This is a genomic window from Agrobacterium leguminum (genome assembly GCF_005144435.2).
GTDB lineage: Bacteria > Pseudomonadota > Alphaproteobacteria > Rhizobiales > Rhizobiaceae > Agrobacterium > Agrobacterium leguminum.
The window spans coordinates 1,865,198-1,886,864 of sequence record NZ_CP120211.1 but is presented as its reverse complement, the minus strand read 5'-3'; the positions used below and the strand labels follow the sequence as shown (position 1 = coordinate 1,886,864).

16 protein-coding genes and 1 tRNA gene are annotated in these 21,667 nt (G+C 59.3%); 11 read left to right on the top strand and 6 right to left on the bottom strand.

Going from position 1 to position 21,667, the window contains the following annotated elements:
• Positions 1-66: 66 nt before the first annotated feature.
• Positions 67-888 carry a LytTR family DNA-binding domain-containing protein gene (locus CFBP4996_RS09245; RefSeq protein ID WP_233283542.1) on the bottom strand — a complete coding sequence of 274 codons (822 nt, stop codon included), beginning with the start codon at positions 886-888 and terminating at the stop codon, positions 67-69.
• Positions 889-973: 85 nt separating this feature from the next.
• Between CFBP4996_RS09245 and CFBP4996_RS09240 the strand changes: the two genes are divergently transcribed.
• A complete protein-coding gene (locus tag CFBP4996_RS09240) occupies positions 974-1,462 on the top strand; it encodes a DUF2306 domain-containing protein (protein WP_080851267.1) in 489 nt (162 codons plus the stop codon).
• Between the two features lie 87 nt (positions 1,463-1,549).
• Positions 1,550-2,482 carry a KPN_02809 family neutral zinc metallopeptidase gene (gene ypfJ, locus CFBP4996_RS09235; RefSeq protein WP_020809202.1) on the top strand — a complete coding sequence of 311 codons (933 nt, stop codon included), beginning with the start codon at positions 1,550-1,552 and terminating at the stop codon, positions 2,480-2,482.
• Between the two features lie 40 nt (positions 2,483-2,522).
• Here the strand turns inward: ypfJ and CFBP4996_RS09230 are convergent, their stop codons facing one another.
• Complete coding sequence (locus CFBP4996_RS09230) at positions 2,523-3,002, bottom strand: DUF2938 domain-containing protein (RefSeq protein ID WP_080851271.1); 480 nt, start codon at positions 3,000-3,002, stop codon at positions 2,523-2,525.
• Positions 3,003-3,126: 124 nt separating this feature from the next.
• Complete coding sequence (gene mcpU, locus CFBP4996_RS09225; protein WP_080851273.1) at positions 3,127-5,217, bottom strand: methyl-accepting chemotaxis protein McpU; 2,091 nt, start codon at positions 5,215-5,217, stop codon at positions 3,127-3,129.
• 329 nt (positions 5,218-5,546) lie between these two features.
• On the opposite strand from mcpU, the gene CFBP4996_RS09220 reads away from it, so the two are divergent.
• Positions 5,547-6,944: an MATE family efflux transporter gene (locus CFBP4996_RS09220; protein WP_003522835.1), complete on the top strand. Its 1,398-nt coding sequence runs from the start codon at positions 5,547-5,549 to the stop codon at positions 6,942-6,944.
• A 38-nt stretch (positions 6,945-6,982) separates the two neighbouring features.
• Here the strand turns inward: CFBP4996_RS09220 and carA are convergent, their stop codons facing one another.
• On the bottom strand, positions 6,983-8,188 hold the full coding sequence (gene carA, locus CFBP4996_RS09215) for a glutamine-hydrolyzing carbamoyl-phosphate synthase small subunit (protein ID WP_080851275.1): 1,206 nt from the start codon (positions 8,186-8,188) through the stop codon (positions 6,983-6,985).
• A gap of 335 nt (positions 8,189-8,523) precedes the next feature.
• Between carA and CFBP4996_RS09210 the strand changes: the two genes are divergently transcribed.
• The 4 genes from CFBP4996_RS09210 to CFBP4996_RS09195 all read left to right on the top strand — a co-directional run bounded on the left by CFBP4996_RS09210 (position 8,524) and on the right by CFBP4996_RS09195 (position 14,904).
• Positions 8,524-8,976, top strand: coding sequence for a GatB/YqeY domain-containing protein (locus CFBP4996_RS09210; RefSeq protein WP_003522833.1), 453 nt, complete (start codon positions 8,524-8,526; stop codon positions 8,974-8,976).
• 380 nt (positions 8,977-9,356) lie between these two features.
• A complete protein-coding gene (gene dnaG, locus CFBP4996_RS09205) occupies positions 9,357-11,342 on the top strand; it encodes a DNA primase (RefSeq protein ID WP_080851277.1) in 1,986 nt (661 codons plus the stop codon).
• Between the two features lie 393 nt (positions 11,343-11,735).
• A complete protein-coding gene (rpoD, locus tag CFBP4996_RS09200) occupies positions 11,736-13,790 on the top strand; it encodes an RNA polymerase sigma factor RpoD (protein WP_035260974.1) in 2,055 nt (684 codons plus the stop codon).
• A gap of 196 nt (positions 13,791-13,986) precedes the next feature.
• Positions 13,987-14,904 (top strand): DUF930 domain-containing protein, encoded by a 918-nt coding sequence (locus tag CFBP4996_RS09195; RefSeq protein ID WP_162935837.1) that lies wholly within the window; start codon positions 13,987-13,989, stop codon positions 14,902-14,904.
• Between the two features lie 43 nt (positions 14,905-14,947).
• Here the strand turns inward: CFBP4996_RS09195 and CFBP4996_RS09190 are convergent, their stop codons facing one another.
• Positions 14,948-17,500 carry an HWE histidine kinase domain-containing protein gene (locus CFBP4996_RS09190; protein WP_080851281.1) on the bottom strand — a complete coding sequence of 851 codons (2,553 nt, stop codon included), beginning with the start codon at positions 17,498-17,500 and terminating at the stop codon, positions 14,948-14,950.
• A gap of 253 nt (positions 17,501-17,753) precedes the next feature.
• On the opposite strand from CFBP4996_RS09190, the gene CFBP4996_RS09185 reads away from it, so the two are divergent.
• Positions 17,754-18,176, top strand: coding sequence for a secondary thiamine-phosphate synthase enzyme YjbQ (locus tag CFBP4996_RS09185; protein WP_080851283.1), 423 nt, complete (start codon positions 17,754-17,756; stop codon positions 18,174-18,176).
• Between the two features lie 151 nt (positions 18,177-18,327).
• On the top strand, positions 18,328-18,663 hold the full coding sequence (locus CFBP4996_RS09180; RefSeq protein WP_080851285.1) for a hypothetical protein: 336 nt from the start codon (positions 18,328-18,330) through the stop codon (positions 18,661-18,663).
• A 184-nt stretch (positions 18,664-18,847) separates the two neighbouring features.
• Here the strand turns inward: CFBP4996_RS09180 and CFBP4996_RS09175 are convergent, their stop codons facing one another.
• Positions 18,848-19,591 carry an SIMPL domain-containing protein gene (locus tag CFBP4996_RS09175; protein ID WP_080851287.1) on the bottom strand — a complete coding sequence of 248 codons (744 nt, stop codon included), beginning with the start codon at positions 19,589-19,591 and terminating at the stop codon, positions 18,848-18,850.
• Positions 19,592-19,771: 180 nt separating this feature from the next.
• Here CFBP4996_RS09175 and CFBP4996_RS09170 point away from each other — a divergent pair.
• Positions 19,772-19,847 (top strand) — tRNA-Ile (locus CFBP4996_RS09170).
• 66 nt (positions 19,848-19,913) lie between these two features.
• Positions 19,914-21,569 carry a site-specific integrase gene (locus tag CFBP4996_RS09165; protein WP_137396241.1) on the top strand — a complete coding sequence of 552 codons (1,656 nt, stop codon included), beginning with the start codon at positions 19,914-19,916 and terminating at the stop codon, positions 21,567-21,569.
• The last annotated feature ends 98 nt before the right edge of the window (positions 21,570-21,667 follow it).

Here is a 21,667-nt window from a genome sequence, read left to right as displayed (position 1 = left end):
GAAGCGGCTTATAGGCAAATGTTTTTGAGAACGGAACCCCATAAATTCCGGAATCGACAGAAACTCTTAACCGGCAGGGGCGTGCACGGTGAAACGGGCCTGGGCCGCTGCACTATAGGAGCGGCTGACGGGGATTTCCGCGCCGTCCTGCATCACCACATAAAGACGTCCTGCCTTTCTCAGCAGCGAGGCCACGCCGGCATCGGCCACCCAATGGGAGCGATGCACCTGCAAGCCCTGCGTATCGCCGATTTCCCGCAGCGCATCGGCAAAACGCAGCAAAACGAGCTGTCTGCCGCGTGTGGTGACGATTTCGGTATAATGGTCTTCCACGGAAAGCCGCAGCAGCGGGCCGCGTCGTGCCGGCTCCAGACGATCCAGAATGGCCGGGCGCTCCCTGACCGATGGCGGTGGCGGGTTTTCCGCTTCAGCCCCTTCCACCGGTTCGTCTCCGTGCCCGAGACCGGCGGTCAGATAGCTCAGGAAACAGAATATAAGGCAAAGCGGCAGAGCAGCCTGCGCATCCTCACCAATCGATGCGGTGTCGATGGATTGCGCGAAAAACGCATGGTTGGCGAGGGTTATGATTGCGCCGATGGGTAGGGCGGCGGCGATGGCTCCGGCCATCATCCGGGCAAGCGGGCTTGTCAGCGCCCGTGCCAGCGCGGCATTGGCGAAGGCCGAAAAACCGGTGGTAATGATCCAGCCCGAGCCCAAAAGCAGGGTCCAATAGGCGGCCCTTGGCCAGAAGGTCATTTTCTGGCCCGTACCGTAGGGACCGGTCAAGATGAAGAGAAAGAGGATGGCGAGAAACGTGCTCCACAGCGAACGGGAACGCCCCATCGCTTGCAATTGGCGAAGCGTGGATTGCACGACAGTGCCGTTCACGAAATTCTCCCGCTGTTTGCGCCATTCCGGTTGAGCCGCGCCATGTTTCGCTGAAATTGCCGCCGAGTTCAACCGGGTGAGATAAATGTCCCTTCAGCCTCTTCTTGATGCGCCTTTCGCCGTTCAACTGCATGTGGCGACGGTCATTCCCGCCGCCATCATCGGTGCGGTGGTTTTATTCTCTCCGAAAGGCACGCCTCTTCATCGACTGCTTGGCAAGATCTGGGTTGTCCTGATGGTTGTCACGTCGTTCTCGACATTTTTTATACATGAGCTGAATGTTTTCTACGGTTTCAGCCCGATCCACCTGATGTCGATTTTCACCATATATGGCTGTCTGCAATCGGTCTATTTCGCGCGCAGGGGTGAAATAAAGCACCATATGCGGATCATGCAGGGCGTTTATCTTGGCGGTATCGTCATAGCGGGCGGCCTCACCTTCCTTCCCACGCGTATCATGAACGAGGTTGTTTTCGGCAATGGCGGGGATGATTTTCTGATCCTTTTGGTCGGCGGCCTGTTGTTTGTTTTCCTGTTCGTCGCGGTCTTCAGGCAAAGACGGCGAGCCGCCTGAGAGAGGCCACGCTTCCTTCCGGAACAAGATGTATTATAGTGCCGTTATAAGGCAGCTTGTTAAGGCGATATCCGCCGGGAGAATAGCATGGAATGGAGAGGGCGCCGCCAGTCGGACAATATCGAGGACCGGCGCGGCATGTCGGCGGGATCGGGGCCGTCGGGCAACGATCCTTTTTCCCGTGGCGGAATGCGTGTGCCTATCGGGCGGCGCGGCGGCGGTATCGGTATTGGCGGCATTCTGGTTATCCTGCTGATAAGCTGGGTGCTTGGCATCAACCCGCTGACGCTGCTTTCGGGCGGCGATATTTCACTGGATGGCGGCGGAACGACGCAGCAATCCGGCGGCCAGCAGGCAGGCACGCGTCCGCAGGGCCAGTCGTCGGACGAGACGACGGCTTTCGTGCGCACCGTGCTGGCCGAGACGGAAGATACGTGGAGCGGCATTTTCCAGTCCGCCGGTGAGACCTATCAGAAGCCGACGCTGGTTCTGTTCTCCGGTCAGGTGTCTTCCGCCTGCGGTTATGCTTCCGCCGCCAGTGGTCCGTTCTATTGCCCGGGCGACCGTAAGGTCTATCTCGACACCAGCTTCTTCAAGGAACTCGACCAGCGTTTCGGCGCGGCCGGCGATTTCGCGCAGGCTTATGTGATTGCGCATGAGGTGGGCCACCACATCCAGAACCTGACCGGCGTTCTGCCCGAGTTCAACCGCCGCCGTCAGTCGATGAGCCAGGTGGATGCCAACAAGATGTCGGTGCGTGTCGAGCTTCAGGCGGATTGTTATGCTGGCATCTGGGGCAAGTTCACCGAGCAGAAGGGCATTCTCGAAACCGGTGACCTCGAGGAAGCGCTGAACGCCGCCCACCAGATCGGCGACGATACGCTGCAGAAGCAGACTCAGGGCTATGTGGTGCCTGACAGTTTCAACCACGGCACCTCGGCACAGCGCGCGGAATGGTTCAAGCGCGGTTTCCAGAGCGGCCGTGTCGAAGATTGCGATACGTTCTCGGCGAATATCTGAGAACCGGACAGGAGAGGGGGCTTTTCAGCCCCCTTTCCATTTAGCGCATCAAAAGCGCCACGGCATACATGCCGAGGGCGAAAACCGTATGGGCCACAAGGTTGAGAAAGCGGACCTTGTTCGGTTTGGGGGTCTTCGACGCCGCCCAGCCAATGCCGAGCCCCGGCTGCAACAGGAACCAGCCCGCGCCGACCGTTATGATGCCGACGATCCACGGCTCAATGAAGGAGGGATCGGCAAACCACGCGGCCGGAACCACCAGCGCGAGAATGACGCCATAAACAATGCCGACGGCGTAATGTGAAATCCAGCCGAGCGCCAGTTCATGTTCATAGGGTTCAGCCGTGGCGATGCTATCGTGAAATATCGTACCTTTCGGCACGTGCCAGAACCAGCGGCCGACAGGCGCCCAGTTCGGCGCGGACTGGCCGAAGAACCGGTGCAGCACGATTGCCCATATATCCATAAACACGGTGCCGCCAATGCCCATGGCAATGCCGCGCCAAATCAGTTCCAGCATGAATCCCTCCGCATGATCATGATCGATCAAGCTCTAGCGGATCGCGCCGGTGGCGGGAACCGGCTATTGTGGGAGCTGGACAAGAAAAATGGCCGGATCGCTCCGGCCATTTCTGTTTTTGCCATCATGCAGCGCGCCCATACTCCGCCTGCCGCCGGGTGGCTGTGGCGAGCTGGAATTGTGCGAGCAACTCGTTGAGCGCCGCCGCTTCCGAGGCGAGCCCGTGGCTTGCGGCCGTCTGTTCCTCGACCATGGCGGCATTCTGCTGCGTGCCCTGATCGATGGTGTTGATGGCGGTGTTGATTTCCTGAAGGCCGGTCGACTGTTCGCGCGACGACGTCACGATGGCGTCGATGTGGCGATTGATTTCCTGTACTTCGCGGACGATGGTTTCCAGCGCCTTGCCGGCATTGCCGACGAGATCGACGCCGGACTGCACCTGCGATGTCGAAGCGTTGATCAGCGTCTTGATCTCCTTCGCCGCATTGGCGGAGCGCTGGGCAAGCTCGCGCACTTCCTGGGCGACGACGGCAAAACCCTTGCCGGCCTCACCGGCGCGGGCGGCTTCCACACCGGCATTCAGCGCCAGAAGGTTGGTCTGGAAGGCGATCTCGTCAATCACGCCGATGATGTTGCTGATCTCGGACGACGATTTTTCGATGCCTTCCATGGCGCGAACCGCATCTTCGACGATGACGCCGGACTGTTCGGCATTGTTGCGGGCGCGGTCGACCAGACGGCCCACTTCTTCGGCACGGCGGGCGGAATCCTTGACGGTGGTGGTGATTTCCTCAAGCGCCGCTGCGGTCTCTTCCACGGAAGCCGCCTGCTGCTCGGTGCGTCGCGCCAGATCGTCGGCGGACTGACGGATTTCGCCGGCGCCGGCGTCGATGGCGCGGGCGTTCTGGCCGACGGTGCTGAGCGCTGCGTTCAGCTTGGCGACGGAATTGTTGAAATCATCGCGCAGGCGGTCGATGCGGGTTACGAAAGGTGTGTCGATGCGGTAGTTGAGGTCGCCATCGGAAAGATGCGCCAATCCACGGGCGAGCGAATCGACCGCGAACTGGATGTCGGCGGCGTCCTTTGCCGCCAGTCTTTCGCGCTCGTTGCGCTCCCGTTCGGAAAGCGTGCGGTTTTCTTCGGCATCGCCTTCGAGGCGCAGGCGTTCCATGGCGTTCGACCGGAACACGGCGACGGCCGCGGCCATGGAGCCGATCTGGTCGGTGCGCTCCTGACCGGGAATGGCGACCTCGAGATTGCCGGATGCGAGGCCTTCCATGGCCGAGGTCATCTGCGTCACCGGGCGAACGATGAAGCGGGACAGCACGGTGGCCAAGAGACCGATCATGATCGCGGCGGCGAGAATTGTGGCGATAGTCGCCGCCAGGCGGAACTGGCCAATGGCGCCATAGGCAACATCGGAATCAACGACAAAGCCGAGATACCAGTCGACCGAAGGCAGGCCGGCGACCGGAATGAAGCTGGTGATCTTGCCCTTGCCGTCGATTTCGGTCTGCGAAATCGCCGAGGAAATCGCCGGCGTATTGACCTTGAAGAGATCGGTCAGCGGCTTGTCGACGAATTTCGGATCGGGGTGAATAAGAATCTTGCCGTCCTTGCTGACGAGGAACGCATATCCGTCCGCGCCGGCATCCACCGACTTGATCATGTTGACCAGCGACTCCAGCGAGAAGTCGCTGCCCGTCACGCCGGCCAGCTTGCCATCGATGGAAACGGGAATGGCGGCGGTGATGATGAGCCCGCCGGTCGAGGCGTCGTTATAGGGTTCGGTCAAAACCGTCTTGCCGGCCTTGACCGCATCCAGATACCACGGACGCTTGCGCGGGTCATATCCTTCCGGCAGAGGCGTTTTGGGGAAGGTGGTGAAGCTTCCCGTTTCGGCATTGCCGAAATAGGTCGACATGAACTGCGCGGTCAGAACGTCGTTTTCCAGAAACCGCAGCTTCGCCTCTTCATCCGGAAGCTTGGCAAGCGTCTTTGCCACTGTTTCCGTCAGCATGATGCGGCCATTCAGCCAGTTGGCGATGCTTTGCGCGGCCTGCTTGCCGGAAGAATCGATATTTTCCGCCACCGCTTCCGTCGTGACGCGGTGCTGAAGGCTGTCGATGTAGAAGGAAAAACCGGCAAAGGCGGCGACGACAAGCGAAGACGCCGCAAAGAGGATGCGTGTCATGAGGTTGGTTTTTTTGGGCAAGCTACACGTCCTTGGAACAGGATGTACCGTTCGGCTCATCTTGTGAAATGGTGGGAAAGACATGCCAGAAAGGCGGGAATATTCTGCATCATGCAGCTTGTGATTTAAAAGAACTACGCGATGTTCTAATGAATAAAGCGGAATGGTAAAATTCAGCTAAATTTGTCTTATGTCATGTCGTTTGCGCCGAGGTCGGAGCGGCGCCGTCCGTTTGCGTAAATTTTGATCACTCATCCGCAAAGGTTGCGTGCAGGAAGGGAATATTTTATTCATCACCATGCTGCCGTTGCGCAATTCGCGGGCAACGGCCAAAGTTCAGGTGAATTACAATGTCTTCGTCGGTTGTTGCAGAAACCGTTCCGTCCGGATCGGGGTCGTGGTTTTCGCATTTTCAGGCTACGCTTGCGCTGGGAATTCCGCTCATCGGTGCGCAGCTCGCACAGCTTGGCATCCATACAACGGATATGGTCATCGTCGGACAGCTTGGCGCTGAAAAGCTGGCGGCCATGGTGCTGGCCGGGCAGTTCTTCTTCGTCGTCTTCATTTTCGGCTCCGGCTTTTCCGTGGCCGTGGTGCCGATGGTGGCGCAGGCCTACGGGCAGGGGGATGCGACGGCGGCCCGTCGCTCGCTGCGCATGGGCATGTGGGTGGCTATCGCCTATTGGCTGCTCGCCCTGCCGATCTTCTTTAATGCCGAGCGCATTCTCATTTCTCTCGGGCAGAACCCCAATGTGGCGGCGCTGACAGGCCATTATCTCGCCATCGCCAAGTTCGGCCTTTTGCCGGCGCTGCTGTTTTATGTCCTGCGCGGTCTCGTCAGCGCCATCGGGCGCGCCGGCATCATTCTTTATGTCACCATCATCATGCTGGTGATGAACGGTGTGCTTGCCTATGCGCTGGTGTTCGGCCATTTCGGATTGCCCGCCATGGGCATGAACGGTGCTGCCGTCGTTGCCGTCATCGTCAATGCCTTCAGCTTCATCTTCATCGTCGCCTATGTGCAGACGCGGGAGGAAACCAGGAAATACGAGCTGTTCGTGCGTTTCTGGCGGCCGGACTGGCATGCGCTCTTCGAAGTGCTGCGCCTCGGTCTGCCGATCAGTATCACCATCCTTGCCGAAGTGACGCTGTTCGCCGCCGCTTCGATCCTGATGGGGCAGATCGGCACCGTGCAGCTTGCGGCGCACGGCATTGCCCTGCAGCTCGCCTCCATCGCCTTCATGATTCCGCTCGGCCTGTCGCAGGCGGCGACCGTGCGGGTGGGCATCGCCCGCGGTCAGGGAGACTTCAAGAACCTCATCCGCGCTTCCATCATGGTCTATGCGATTGCCTGCGGCATTGCCATTTGCGGCGGCATCCTGTTTGCGGCCGTGCCGGAATTTCTGGCGAAATGGTTCCTGGATGCGAAATTGCCCGAGGCGGCGGAAGTGCTTGCCTATGCCAGCAGCCTGGTGGTGATCGCCGGTATCTTCCAGCTTGTCGATGGCATTCAGGCCGTGACGGCGGGCCTGCTGCGCGGATTGAAGGATGCGCGCATTCCGGCGATGCTGGCGCTGATTTCCTATTGGCCGATCGGGCTGGCGCTTGCCTGGACCATGGCCTTTCCGCTCGGCTTTGGCGGGCGCGGCGTCTGGTTCGGCTTCGTGATCGGCCTTTCGACGGCGGCGGTTCTGCTCACCATCCGCTTCGTCCTTCTGGTGAAGCGTGAAATGCAAACGGCCCGCTGAAAAGCGGGCCGCATAATCTTTCCTGATTTTACGAGGCATCAGCGCTCGGCGAGCGCTGCCTCGCCTTGTCTTTCGCGCAGCAGGTTGACGAAGCGGCGGAAGAGATAGTGGCTGTCCTGCGGGCCGGGCGATGCTTCCGGGTGGTGCTGGACGGAGAAGACCGGCTTGCCGACGATGCGCAGGCCGCAATTGGTGCCATCGAACAGCGAGATATGGGTCTCTTCGACGCCATCCGGCAGCGACTTGGTGTCGACCGCAAAGCCGTGGTTCATGGAGACGATTTCAACCTTGCCGGTGGTGAAGTCCTTGACCGGGTGGTTGGCGCCGTGGTGGCCCTGGTGCATCTTTTCGGTCTTTGCACCGACGGCGAGACCGAGCATCTGGTGGCCGAGGCAGATGCCGAAGATCGGCAGCTCGCTCTTGATGAGGTTCTGGATGACCGGTACGGCATATTCGCCCGTCGCTGCCGGGTCTCCCGGACCGTTGGAGAGGAAAACGCCATCCGGCTTCAGCGCCAGAATGTCTTCGGCCGACGTCTGGGCCGGAACGACCGTGACCTTGCAATCCAGACCGGCAAAGAGGCGCAGGATGTTGCGCTTGACGCCGAAATCGACGCAGACGACGTGGTACTTGGCATCGGCTTCGCCGAGCGTGCCATAACCCTTGTTCCAGACCCACGGCGTTTCCGTCCAGGTGGAGGACTGGCCGGAGGTGGCTTCGATAGCGAGATCGAGGCCGACGAGGCCGCTCCAGGCCTTGGCTTCCGCCTTCAGCGCTTCGATGTCGAAGACGCCGTTCGGGTCATGGGCGATGACCGCGTTCGGCGCGCCGTTTTCGCGGATCCATGCGGTGAGCGCGCGGGTGTCGATACCGCAAAGGCCGATGACGCCGCGGGCCTTCAGCCAGGCGTCGAGATGCTTGGCGGCGCGGAAGTTCGACGGATCGGTGATGTCGGCCTTGAAGATGACGCCGACGGCGCCGCGGCGGGCGGCGGGCGTCAGGTCTTCGATGTCTTCCTCATTGGTGCCGACATTGCCGATATGCGGGAAGGTGAAGGTGACGATCTGGCCGAGATAGGAGGGGTCGGTCAGGATTTCCTCGTAACCCGTCAGCGCCGTGTTGAAGCAGACTTCGGCCTGAACCTTGCCGGTTGCGCCGATGCCCGTTCCTTCAATCACCGTGCCATCGGCAAGAACAAGCATTGCGGTCGGTTTGCGGGTAGTCCAGGGCGCTGTCTCGGTCATCTCGTTCCGTTTCTGCCGCTTCGCACCCCGCCTCTTGAAAGGCAGGGGGTAAGGGGCCATTTTTGTCGCAGGCTTCGTGACATAAAGGGGCGCGCGATAAAGCTCGCGTTCCGACCCTTCGTTAAAATCTCGTGCAGGTGCCGGAAAATAACGAAAGCAGCCCAAGCGGTCAACCGCAGGGCCAAGATTTACGTGGAATTAAACCACCGTATTTTCAAGGTCTTATGCATTTGATTTGCTTGAGCGTGTCTGCTCGTTTATGTCGTTTCGCAAAATGAGGTGGAAAGTTTCCGTATCGAGAAGCTGCGGAAAGCGCTTTCCCAAGGAGAAGAAAAATGATGCGCGACACGTTCGCAAACGCTTTGAAGGACGCATTGAAGGCTCGTGATGCACGCCGCACCTCGACCGTGCGCCTCATCCAGACCGCCATCAAGGATCGCGATATCGCCAATCGCGGCGTGGGCAAGGACCCCGTCAGCGATGAGGACATCATGCAGATCCTGACCAAGATGGTGAAGCAGCGGGAAGAATCCGCCAATATCTATGAAGGCGCCGGCCGCCCCGAGCTTGCCGCTCAGGAGCGCGAGGAAATCGTCATCATCAAGGAATTCATGCCGGAAGAAATCCCGGCCGAGAAGGTGCGCGAACTCTGCCAGGCCGTCATCACTGAGACCGGCGCGTCCGGCCTGCGCGACATGGGCAAGTGCATGAATGCGCTGAAGGAGCGTTATCCCGGCCAGATCGACTTCGCCAAGGCTTCCGGCGTCGTCAAGGATTTGCTGAAGTAAGTTCGGGCATTCTTAAAAAGTAAAGGCAGGGCAGATGTGGGCTGCCCTGCCTTTTTTCTGTCGACGAAAACGCATTCCGGCGGATCAAAATGCGGTCCTTCACAGGCTTTTTTCGGGGGACGTGCCTGCGGGCGTCGGCAGATTATACGGAGGTCAATTGCTGCCTTCGTTTATGTTTTTACATCGCCGCTGCGGCCGGCTCAAATTACAAAAACATAATTTTTGGTGATGCTGCGGTGCCATAAATTTGCCCGAAGCGGGCGCAATGGCGATGTGATTTCGCCGTCGTGGCCTGTGAATATCGGGTATTCCTGTTCTTTAAGTTTTGTGCTGGCCTCTTTCCGCGCTTATATGAAAGACTGGCCTCGAATAGGTAACCCATGCGCTTTTCCAATTCTTTCCTCGATGAGATACGCGACCGCGTGCACATCTCCGATGTGATCGGCCGACGTGTGTCCTGGGACAAGAAGAAGACCAACACGTCGCGCGGGGATTATTGGGCCTGCTGCCCGTTCCATGGGGAAAAAAGCCCGAGCTTCCACTGCGAGGACCGCAAGGGGCGGTATCATTGTTTCGGTTGCGGCGTTTCCGGCGATCACTTCCGCTTTCTGACCGAGCTTGAGGGCCTGAGTTTTCCGGAGGCCGTGCAGCAGATTGCCGATATGGCCGGCATTTCGATGCCGCAGCCCGATCCGCAGGCGGAAAAGCGCGAGCGTGAGCGCACCTCGCTTCAGGACGTCATGGAAATGGCGACGCTGTTCTTTCAGGACCAGTTGCAGACGGTGCTCGGAGCGCGGGCGCGGGCTTACCTGCGCGATCGCGGGTTGACCGGGCGCACCATCGAGACTTTCCGGCTGGGTTATGCGCCCGATAGCCGCAATGCGCTGAAAGAGCATCTGGCGAGCAAGGGCGTGACGAAGGAACAGATGGAGGCCTGCGGGCTGGTGGTGCATGAGAATGTGCCGGTCTCCTACGACCGCTTCCGCGACCGCATCATGTTCCCGATCCTGTCGTCGCGGGAAAAGGTGATCGCTTTCGGCGGCCGCGCGATGGCGGCGGATGCGGTGGCGAAATATCTGAATTCCAACGAAACAGAGCTCTTTCACAAGGGCAATGTTCTCTACAATTTCGCCCGCGCCCGGCGCGCCTCGCAGGCGGCCGGCGGTTCGGTCATCGCCGTCGAAGGTTATATGGATGTTATCGCGCTCTATCAGGCGGGTGTGGAAAATGCCGTCGCTCCGCTCGGCACGGCGCTGACCGAAAGCCAGCTCGATCTCCTCTGGAAAATGTCGCCACAGCCGGTTCTCTGCTTCGATGGCGATGGCGCGGGCATTCGCGCCGCCAACCGTGCGGCCGATCTCGCTTTGCCGCATATCAAGCCGGATCGTTCCGTCAGCTTTGCGCTTCTGCCCGATGGCAAGGATCCGGACGATCTCGTGCGGCTGGAGGGGCGTGCGCCTTTTGACCGGGTGCTGTCTGAAGCCAAGCCGTTGGCCGCGATGATCTGGAGCCGCGAGACCTCCGGCGTCACTTTCGATACGCCGGAAAAACGCGCGCAGCTTGAAAGCCGGTTGCGGCAGATCGTGGCCGTTATCGGCGACGAGACGGTGCGCCGGTTTTACCAGCAGGATATGCGCGACAGGCTGAACGGTTTTTTCCAGCCGCGTTTTCAGCAAAGCGGGGCTCAGAACGGCAATTTCCGCCGCAATGGCGCGCAGCCGGCAGGACGCGGCTTCCAGCGCAATGCGCCGGGGCGGGGCGGGGCGATGGCCGCGCCGGCCAGCAGCATTTCAGACCGGCTGGCGCAGTCTGGCCTTGTCAGGGGCTATCAGACCAAGCCTTCGCTCCGGGAAAGCGTTCTTGCCATCACCATCGTCAACCATCCCGAATTGCTGCTCGAGGAATATGACGAGATCGCCGCCATTGACTACGAGAACCGCGATCTGCAGCGCCTGTGGTCGACGGTGCTGACCTATGCGGCGGAAAGTGCGGCGGAGATTTCGCGGGCGGGGCTGATCGAGCGCCTGTCGCAGCAGGGTTTCGAGGTGCTTTTGAAGGCCATGGATCAGCAGGTTCGCAATGCCCGCCTGTGGACGGCGACGGAGCAGGCGGCGATGGAGGATGCGCGCGAGGGTTACGTGCAGGCGCTTTCCCTGCATAAGAGGACGAAATCCCTGCTCTGGCAGAAAAAGGAACTGGAGCGGGAAATCGCCGAGGCGACGGATGACGAACGCGGTACATTGCTGGTGCGGGCGCTGGCCGAAGTGCAGCTGGAAATCGGCCGTATGGAAAATCAGGAGGCGATCATCGATGGTTTCGGGGTCATGTCCGGCCGGGTGAAGGGGCCGGCCGTCGGCCATGGCTGAGGGCGGTCGGCAGAATTGAAAGGTGTTTGGGGTTGCCTTTTGCGGCAGGCGTCCTAAATAGGGGATGGTCTGGTGATAACCCGCAAAATGCGGCTCTTTTTAAGAATTTCCTTGGCTGTCTCGCCCTCAAAGGCTTGACGGGGCGGGAAATAGCGGGAATCACCATTTCAGGAAAAGTAAGGTGGAATGAGCCTTGGCGGATAGAAATTGCATGAGCAAGCATTTCCGGGTGCACTGTCTTTGCATTCTGCCTGAGGCTGCCGTGGTTAATCGGCAATTAAAGATCACTCCGTTAGGTGTCTGACAGTGATTCGCGGCAATGCGCCGGATGCTCAAGGGGCGGACGGCGATGCGGCGGAACAGGTGTTAGCGTCAGGGAAAGCGACGAGATAGATGGCAACCAAAGTCAAAGAAAACGAAGAAGCAGAAAACGAACGCGACGGTGCGACGGACGGCCCGCTTCTCGACCTTTCGGATGACGCGGTCAAGAAAATGATCAAGGCCGCCAAGAAGCGCGGCTATGTGACGATGGACGAGCTGAATTCCGTCCTGCCGTCTGAAGAGGTGACCTCCGAGCAGATCGAGGACACGATGGCGATGCTGTCCGACATGGGCATCAATGTCATCGAGGACGAGGACGCCGAGGAAGCCGCCAGCAGCGACGACGACAGCGATTCCGATAGCGACGATTCCGAGGGTGGGGAACTTGCCCCTTCCAGCGGCACCGCGCTTGCGACCGCCAAGAAGAAGGAACCGACCGACCGTACCGACGATCCGGTGCGCATGTATCTGCGCGAAATGGGTTCCGTGGAGCTTCTGTCGCGCGAAGGCGAAATCGCCATCGCCAAGCGCATCGAGGCCGGCCGCGAAACGATGATTTCGGGCCTGTGCGAAAGCCCGCTGACATTCCAGGCGCTGATCATCTGGCGCGACGAGTTGAACGAAGGCACGACGCTGCTGCGCGAGATCATCGATCTCGAAACCACCTATTCCGGTCCGGAAGCCAAGGCGGCTCCGCAGTTCCAGAGCCCGGAAAAGATCGAAGCGGACCGCAAGGCCGCCGAGGAGAAGGAAAAGACCCGCAAGCTGCGTGCGCCGACCGGCGACGAGGATGTGACGGATGTTGGCGGCGACGGCCTGCCGCCGGAAGAGGAAGAAGAGGACGACGACGAGTCCAATCTTTCGCTTGCCGCGATGGAAGCTGAACTGCGTCCGCAGGTCATGGAAACGCTCGACACCATCGCTGATACCTACAAGAAGCTGCGCAAGCTTCAGGACCAGCAGGTTGAGGCGCGTCTTGCCTGCACCGGCACCCTGTCTTCCGGTCAGGAGCGTCGTTACAAGGAATTGAAGGATCAGCTGATCACGGCCGTCAAGTCGCTGTCGCTGAACCAGAACCGTATCGACAGCCTTGTCGAGCAGCTCTACGACATTTCCAAGCGTCTGATGCAGAACGAAGGCCGGCTGCTGCGCCTTGCCGAATCCTATGGCGTCAAGCGCGACAGCTTCCTTGAGCAGTATCACGGTGCGGAACTTGATCCGAACTGGATGAAGTCGATTGCCAATCTGGCCGCCCGCGGCTGGAAGGAATTCGCCCGCGAGGAAAGCAATACGATCCGGGAAATCCGTCAGGAAATCCAGAACCTCTCCACGGAAACCGGCATTTCCATCGCCGAATTCCGCCGCATCGTTTCGATGGTGCAGAAGGGCGAGCGCGAAGCGCGCATCGCCAAGAAGGAGATGGTCGAGGCCAACCTGCGCCTCGTGATCTCGATTGCGAAGAAATACACCAACCGTGGTCTGCAGTTCCTCGATCTCATTCAGGAGGGCAATATCGGCCTGATGAAGGCGGTCGACAAGTTCGAATACCGCCGTGGTTACAAGTTCTCGACCTATGCGACCTGGTGGATCAGGCAGGCGATCACGCGTTCGATTGCCGACCAAGCCCGCACGATCCGTATTCCGGTGCATATGATCGAAACGATCAACAAGATCGTTCGCACCTCGCGCCAGATGCTGCACGAGATCGGCCGCGAGCCGACCCCGGAAGAACTGGCCGAAAAGCTGGCCATGCCGCTTGAAAAGGTGCGCAAGGTTCTGAAGATCGCCAAGGAGCCGATTTCGCTCGAAACCCCCGTGGGCGACGAAGAGGACTCGCATCTCGGCGACTTCATCGAGGACAAGAACGCGCTGCTGCCTATCGACGCCGCCATTCAGGCGAACCTGCGCGAGACGACGACCCGCGTTCTGGCTTCGCTGACGCCGCGTGAAGAGCGTGTTCTGCGTATGCGTTTTGGCATCGGCATGAACACGGACCATACGCTGGAAGAAGTCGGCCAGCAGTTCTCGGTCACGCGCGAACGTATCCGTCAGATCGAGGCGAAGGCGCTGCGCAAGCTGAAGCATCCGAGCCGGTCGCGAAAGCTCCGGAGCTTCCTCGACAGCTAAGCTGTTTGTTTCCTTTAAAATTGAACCCGGTCAGTCAGCGCTGGCCGGGTTTTTTATTTCCCGCACTGGCGAACTCTGCGACAAGCCTTATGTGTGAAAACAGGCATTCCGCTTTTGCTGGATAAGCCCGGGTTCGATTTGGTTCGATGAGATGCAACAGATTTCGGCAAGCAAATGGCGGAGGAGAGGATGGGCAGTGCCCGTCTCCGTGCTGCTGCACCTTGCCGTCGTAGCGCTTTTCTTTTTCGAGCTGCCGGAGCGGATAGCCGAGCCACAGGAGCCGGAGAGCATCAGCGTCGATCTGGTGCCGCCGCCCGAGGAGAAAAAGGCGGAAGAGGCCCCGCCGCCGGGTGAAGAGAAGGCGAAAGAGGAAAAGCCGCAACCCCCGCCGCCGCCCGCTCCTCCGGCGCAAGAGGCAAAACCTTTGCCGCCGCCGCAGGCGACGTTGCCGGCCATCGCCATGAGGCCCGAGGAAACGCAGGCGGACCCTGAGGACAAGCCGGGCAAGACGGAGGAAGCGGAAAAGACCGAGCCTTCCGAGGAGCCTGCAAGCCAGCCTGAAAAAACGGCCGAGGAAAAGCCCGCAGCTCCTGCCGCCAACAGCGATCTTCAGGCTTCCGCAGCGCAGGGGGAAATCGCGGTTTCAGCCGTGAAGGAAGAAGCGCAGCCCGATCAGCCGCCGGCGCCGCAGGCCAAGCCGGCTGAAGAAAAGCCGGCGGAAGTGACGGAAAAGAAACCCGCGAAACTTCCGGCGGCCAAAAACCTCCTGTCTTCGTCCATGTTGTCACCGGCCCAGAGACGCCAGATGTTTGGCGATCTGCCACCGCGTCGCCGCGTCGTTCAGCTTTGCAGCACCGAAGCCCTGGCCCAGATTCAGGGTGCGGGATTTGCCGCCAGGGGCATGATCCCCTATTCGGACACGGGCGGCAGGATTTCCGGTAATTCGATCGATGCTTCCGGCGGCGCGTTCAACACAGGCAATGGCTGGCATGACGTCTCGTTCCAGTGCGAAGTCGATCTGGAAAATTACACGGTGACGGAATTCCGGTTTAAAATCGGAAATGAGGTCAGCCCGGAAGACGCGAAAAAGCGGGGCTTTACGAGATTTCAGTGAGGGCGGGTTTTCCCAATCAGGAAGCCTCGTTCACATAAGTCTCCTAAACCCGCTCCGCATCCCCCACCAGCAGCCCAATGCCCGCCATCAGCGCGTCCTCATCATAGGGCTTCCTGATCACCGGCACGGTGCCGAATTCATCCGGCACCATGCTGCCATCCGCATAACCGGTGGCGAAGAGGAAGGGGACGCCGCGGCGGTGGAGTTCCCGGGCGACGGGGATCGATGTATCGGAGCCGAGATTGATGTCGAGAATGGCCACGTCCGGCACATAGGTCTTCAGCTTTTCAATGGCCATTGCCGACGAGGTTGCCGTTTCGATTGCCTTGATGCCGTTGTCTTCCAGCATGTTCTCGACATCCATGGCGATCAGCATCTGGTCTTCGACGAGTAATACTTTCAACGGCTCCTCCCGGTTATATCGTCTGGGCTGCGGCGCGGCTTCATCTTCGGTTTGCGTGTCGGCGACTGCCGTGGCCGAGGAAACGTGACGGGAGGGCAGGAGAATTTCCGCCTCCAGCCCATCAGGCAAATAGCGTATCGTGCTGCGCCCGCCGAGATCGTATGGGATGCTGCGGCTGATGAGCGCGGTGCCGAAGCCCGCGCGCGATGGCGGGGGCAGTTTGGTGGGCAGGATTTCGCGCCACTCAATCTCGCAATCGCGGTTCTCGTCGATGGTCCAGCGCACATGCAATTGCCCGCCATTTTGCGAAAGCGCGCCGTATTTGGCGGCGTTCGTCGCCAGCTCATGCAGAACAAGAGCCATGACGGAGAAAGCGCGCGAATCGAGCGTGACCTGCGGGCCGGTCAGTTTCACAACGGTTTCCGGCGAGCGGTGCGGCGACAGTTCGGCATCCAGAAGATCGCGAAGCGCGCCGCCGCCTTCACCGCGAATGATCTGGTCATGGGCAAAGGACAATGCCTGAATGCGGCCCTTCAGGGCGGTCACATATTCCTGCAGGGTCTTGCCTTCCTGCGAGGGATTGCCGACCAGCGATTTGATGATGGCGAGAACATTCTTGACGCGGTGGTTGAGCTCCTCGTTCAGCATGCGCTGGCGCACTTCCGCGCGTTCCCTTTCGCCCGCCATCAGCTCGCTGTGATGGAATGCGACCTCGACCAGCGCAATTCTCGCCGCTTCCGCGATCTCCCGGTCGGCTTCCGACCAGGGCTGTGCCTGCAGGCGGACCGTCTCTTTCCAGATCGCGAAACTCTTGCGCGGGGTGAGGCGGTCGCCCATCGGGCCGGTCTCGTAGGATTTTTCCGGATTGCCGGCCCAGTTCAGGTTTTGCACGATCTCTTTGCGGAAAAACAACAGGTAGTCGTTTTTCACCTGCGACAGCGGAATGGCGAGCATTCCGGCTGCCGTGCCGGCATAGATTTCCGCCTCCGGTATGGCCTGCGATAGCGCATGCGTCGCCCAGACCTTGCCTTCCGACGCCGAGGCGACGAAGCGCGCCAGCCTTGGAATGGCGTCATGCGGCGGCGTTGCGCCATGGCCGTGCCAGTTGTTTCCCACCCACAGGCCGACGCCGTCGCAGGGCATCAGATCGGCAAAATCCTGAAAGCTGTCGATCAGCAGTTCTTCGATGTTGGCGTGATGGGCGGCAAGCCGAAGAAAGCGGTCAAGCGCGGCATGGGCATGGTTGACGGTATCGAGCCTGCGCTTCTGTTTCAGAACCTGCAAATGCATGGAGAAAAACTCTCCGAACATTTCAGCGGCGATCCGGACCGGCATCGTCAGCACGCGCGGGGAATAATGATGGCAGGCGATCAGGCCCCACAGCGCACCGTCGACAATCACCGAAATCGACATGGAAGCCGCAACACCCATGTTGCGAAGATATTCGCAATGGATGGGCGAGACGCTGCGCAGATGGGCAAAGGACATATCGAGAGGTTCGCCCGATGCGTCGAGAGCCGGCAGCACGGAAACCCGGGCGCCGCTGGCGTCGGATATGATGCGCAACGTGTTCTTGAGATAGAGCGCGCGGGCCTGCTGGGGTATGTCGCTGGCGGGGAAATATTGACCGAGAAAGCTTTCCAGTTCCGGCTGCTTGGCTTCCGACACGACCTTGCCGGCGCCATCTTCCTCGAAACGGTAGATCATCACCCGGTCGTAACCGAGCGTCGCCTTTATCAGCCGCGTCGTTCTGGAGATCAGGCTTTCGACGCTGTCCGCCTCGCGGATGCGGTCCACCATCTTGCGCGCGGTGCCCAGCGGCTGCGTTTCGCTGCGGGAGGGCTCGAATTCGATGATGGTGGTGGATTTGTAGCGGTGCAGGGAAATATCGAAGCTGCGGCCGTCGCTCATTTCCATGGCGGGCAGCATGGCGGGACGCGTGGTTCTGCCGGTGACGGTGAGCGCATTGCGAAGATCGTGGACGAGTTTTTTGCCGAGCACCTCCTCGGCGGTCCTGCCATTGATATCGCCTTGGACGCCCAGCAGTTCGCGGCAGTTTTCAGAATGCCGCAGCACCATGCGCATGGCGTTGTCGCAGGCGATGAGACAGCCGTGCGGTTGAATATAGCCTGGGATGTGGATGGGTTCGCGGTCGCAATTGGTCAGGTCGACATGATAGTCACTGGGGGCCATGAATCAGTCTTTCGCACCCTGTGCCTGTCTTGTACGGGGAATATTGTGTTCGTCGAGGAACGGGTAAGCTTGAATAATTCATTCTGATAATGCCGACCCTTCCCCGTTTTTTGCAACTGTGACGCCGGTTTTCCGTTCTGATCTTATAGGCCGTCGTCACGCACTTGTCGTATCCATTACGTCATCGGATACAATTTGACATGCTGAAACGTTGGCAGCGCCGATTTTGTTCCAACCCGTTGAAGGAAAAAATGTGCCGCAGAGAAAAATGATCGTCGCCACCCGCGGGCAGGGTCTTTATGAATTCACATCCGAGGCCAAGGCATTCGTCAGCCATGCCGGCGTGGAAGAAGGCCTGCTGACGATCTTCGTCCGGCACACATCCTGCTCGCTGCTTATCCAGGAAAATGCCGATCCCGATGTGCGACACGATCTCACGGTGTTTTTCTCCCGTCTCGTGCCGCCCTCGGACGATCCTTCCATGCGCTGGATCATCCACACGCTCGAAGGCCCCGACGATATGCCCGCCCATATCAAATCGGCGCTCACCACGGTTTCCATCGGCGTGCCGATCAGCGACGGCAGGCTCGTGCTCGGCACCTGGCAGGGCCTTTATCTTTTCGAACACCGCGATGAGCCGCATCGGCGCGAAATCGTGCTGCATATCTCGCCGTGATATCCGGATCCGGATCGAGGCGTTCCGCGTTAACCTCCCTGAACGCCTGCTGAACATTCGGTTCTGCTGATATTCAGGCGGGCGGGTCTAGGGTCTCGTCAATCGCCGGGGGATGTTCCCCTGTCGGCAAAGCAACAAACGGAGTGAGTTCATGTTCAGCACCTTCGCAAAAGCCGGCCTGGCTGCCCTCATCGCCCTCGGTGGAATTTCCTTTACTGCGCCGGCGGCTTCCGCAGGCTCGGATGTTCAGTTCAGAGTTCAGGTTCAGGATGGCTATGGCCATCGTCCCGGCTGGGGTCGCCCGGATCGCCCCGGCCGTGGCTGCTCGCCGTGGCTTGCGGAAGAAAAAGCGAGCCGCATGGGCCTTCGCCGCGCCCGCGTCGTCGATGTATCGCCGCGCCGTGTCGTGGTTGCAGGCTTCGACCGTCGCGGCCGTGACCGCGTCGTCTTCGCCAATGAGCGCGGCTGCCCCGTCATCCGCCGCTAATATGTAGTCCGCCGCTAACAGCGGCGACCTTATCGATCTGCCGATATCCCCGTACGGTAGATGGATCAAAAATGCCCCTCGCTTGTCCGGAAAGGCAGGCGAGGGGCATTTTATTTCGGGTTATGTGAATGGCTGAGCGCAAGACGGAGCAGGAGCGGCGCCGAAGCGCCGCCCGCCGTCGATCTTATTGCTCGAGAGCGAAGGTGACGTTGACCACCACGCTGTAGCTGTTCTCGCCAGAAGCGATCGGAACGCTGTCGGCTTCCTTCGCCATCGAAGCGCGCATCATGCCCGCCGGCATTGGCATCGGGCGCTGCGAGTTTTCGCTGATCTGAATGACCCGGCCAAGCTTCACGCCCGCCGCTTCCGTCAGCGTCTTCGCCTTGGCCAGCGCATCGGCAACGGCCAGCTTGCGGGCCTCGGTCACCGTCGCTTCGGGCTTGTCATTGGTGAAGGTGATGTCGCCGCCCTGGTTGATGCCGAGCTTGACGGAGGTATCGAGGATCGTGCCGAGCTTTTTCAGGTCGCGCACCCGCACGGTCAGGCCGTTGGACACCTGGTAACCGGTGATCTCGGGCGCGACATAGACGCCATCCTTGGGTTCATAGTGCTTGTAGAGCGGCTGTACCGAGAAGTTGCTGGTCTGTAGGTCGCGGTCCTCGATGGCGGCCTCTTTCAGCGCCTTCAGAACATCGGCAAGCGCCTTGGAGTTTTCGGTCAGCGCCGCAGCCGCGGTCTCCGCCTGCTTGACGACGCTGAAGGACAGGATCGCCATGTCGGGGGCAATGGCCGACTGGCCTTCACCGGAAACACTGATGGTGGCTTCGCGAGGAGTAGCCTCCTGTGCAGACACCTGGACGGCGAGCGGCATCATGGCTGCTGCGGTCATTGCGGTGAGTGCGAAAAGGCGGGCCGTTTTTGTCTTCATGGTGTTTCCTCGTTGATTGAGTCCCTTTGAAGGGTATTGCCTTAGATTGTGTAGCTAATACGGCGGCACTGCTTTGCGAAAGCATCATTGGCTTGTCGGCCTGTAAAAATTACGTTAGAGCGTGACCCACCGGATTCGAGCCATTGCGAAACCGGTGCTTCGGACTGGTTTTTCCGAAAAGGGCCTGTAGCTCAATGGTTAGAGCCGGCGGCTCATAACCGCTTGGTTGGGGGTTCGAGTCCCTCCGGGCCCACCACTTCGTTTAAAATCAATGACTTAGACGCCGGTTTTTCTTGGGGAGACATCCAAGGGGAACATTGGTTTGTTCAATCCGACCTATCTCGTGAAGTCGCGATGCGGTGTTTTCTACCTGCGTTGGCCTCTACCGAAGCAGCTACATCCACAGAAAAAAGCATCTACGCTCAAGCTTTCGCTACAGACCCGCGACCCACGAAAAGCATTGCGCTTGTCCCGTTCTCTGAGCCAGATAGGCGAACGATTGAACGAGTATGGAATTGCCTACGGGATGCGGTACGAGGAACTGAGAAACGTACTGACTGAGCATTTTCGCCAGTTGTTGGACGAAGCTAAGATAGAGATGAACGATACGGGGCCTCTGAGCGAGCTGGACAGGCAGACCTACCAGACCAGCAAGCGCATCGCCAAGCAAGCAAGGAAAACAGATACTCCGCTCTCCCTCGTCAAATCCGACGATGATCTTTTGGCCCGTTTCATCGCGAAATACGACCTCGACATACAGGAAGGCAGTGCAGAGTACGGTTGGTTAGACCGGGAAATGAAGGTGTCATTCCATGGCTTCATGAAGGCTGTTCTGGCTTACGATAAGTCGTTGCTGAGCTATGATTTCGAAAGCCACCCCGCGTCACCTGCTGGTGACGTAGTCCAGTCCGCGAATACTGCCGGTATGAGCATTGCCGATGTTGCCACAGCCTACAGCAAGGAAAGACAGCGCGGCAACGCTTGGGCTGCAAAGACCATCATCGAGAAAGCGGACCACATCAAGCTACTAGAAGAGATCCTTGGCGGGGATACTGACGTACGCACACTTACGGCTATGGAAGCCAAGCGGGTAAAGGACACCCTACTTTCTTATCCGCGCAACCGCTCTAAGAACCCGCTTACGCGAGGCAGACCGCTTGCGGATGTTCTAAATCTTCCCAATGTCGAGATCATACAGGTCGCGACCATCAACAAGTATCTGCAAACCTACCACGAACTGTTCGAGTGGGCGAAGCAGAACCATCATACGAATGATAACTTCTTCTCCGGCCTTGCCGTCAAGCAGACCAAGAAAAACAAGGACGGCGAGCGAGATGCTTATACAGACGATCAAATTCGCCTGATATTGCGAACTGTCCTGCACAATGACGACGGACTAGTTACCAAGCCCTACCAGAAATGGGCGACGCTCATAGGCATCTATACAGGCGCTCGGCTCGGCGAGATCGCGCAGCTACATCTCAAGGACATTCATCAAGAGGACGGCATATGGGTCTTCAACATGAATGAGGAAGGCGATCGTAAGAGCTTGAAGACGTCTGCCGCTCGCCGCCTTGTGCCGATACACAGCAAGCTTATAGAGGCCGGACTACTCGACTACGTGCAGAACATGACCAACAGGAACGCGACTAAGCTGTTCCCCGACTTCAGCTACGACCCGAAGAACGGATGGGGACGACAGCAGAGCCGCTGGTTCAATGACAGGCTTCTTGTGCAATTGGGACTGAAATCGAAGACGCGCGTCTTCCATAGCTTGCGACATACGGTCAATACGCGCCTATTGCAGGCTGGGGTGGCTGATCCATTGGTAAAATCCATCATCGGCCACGAGCAGGATGGCATGACCCACCGGCAATATTTCAAGGAAGGCTTCACCTTACAGCAGCGCAGAGAGGCCATGCAGAAGCTCGATTACGGCACGCCAGCACGGAAAGCTGAGCCTGCGATGCAGGATTGACAGCGATTCCCGAATGCGGGAAACAGCCCTTGGAGCCGTACGTGCGGCTTCAGGGGCGTAGTAACCCCTACAGCTAGGTATCGTGCTGCCAAATCAGC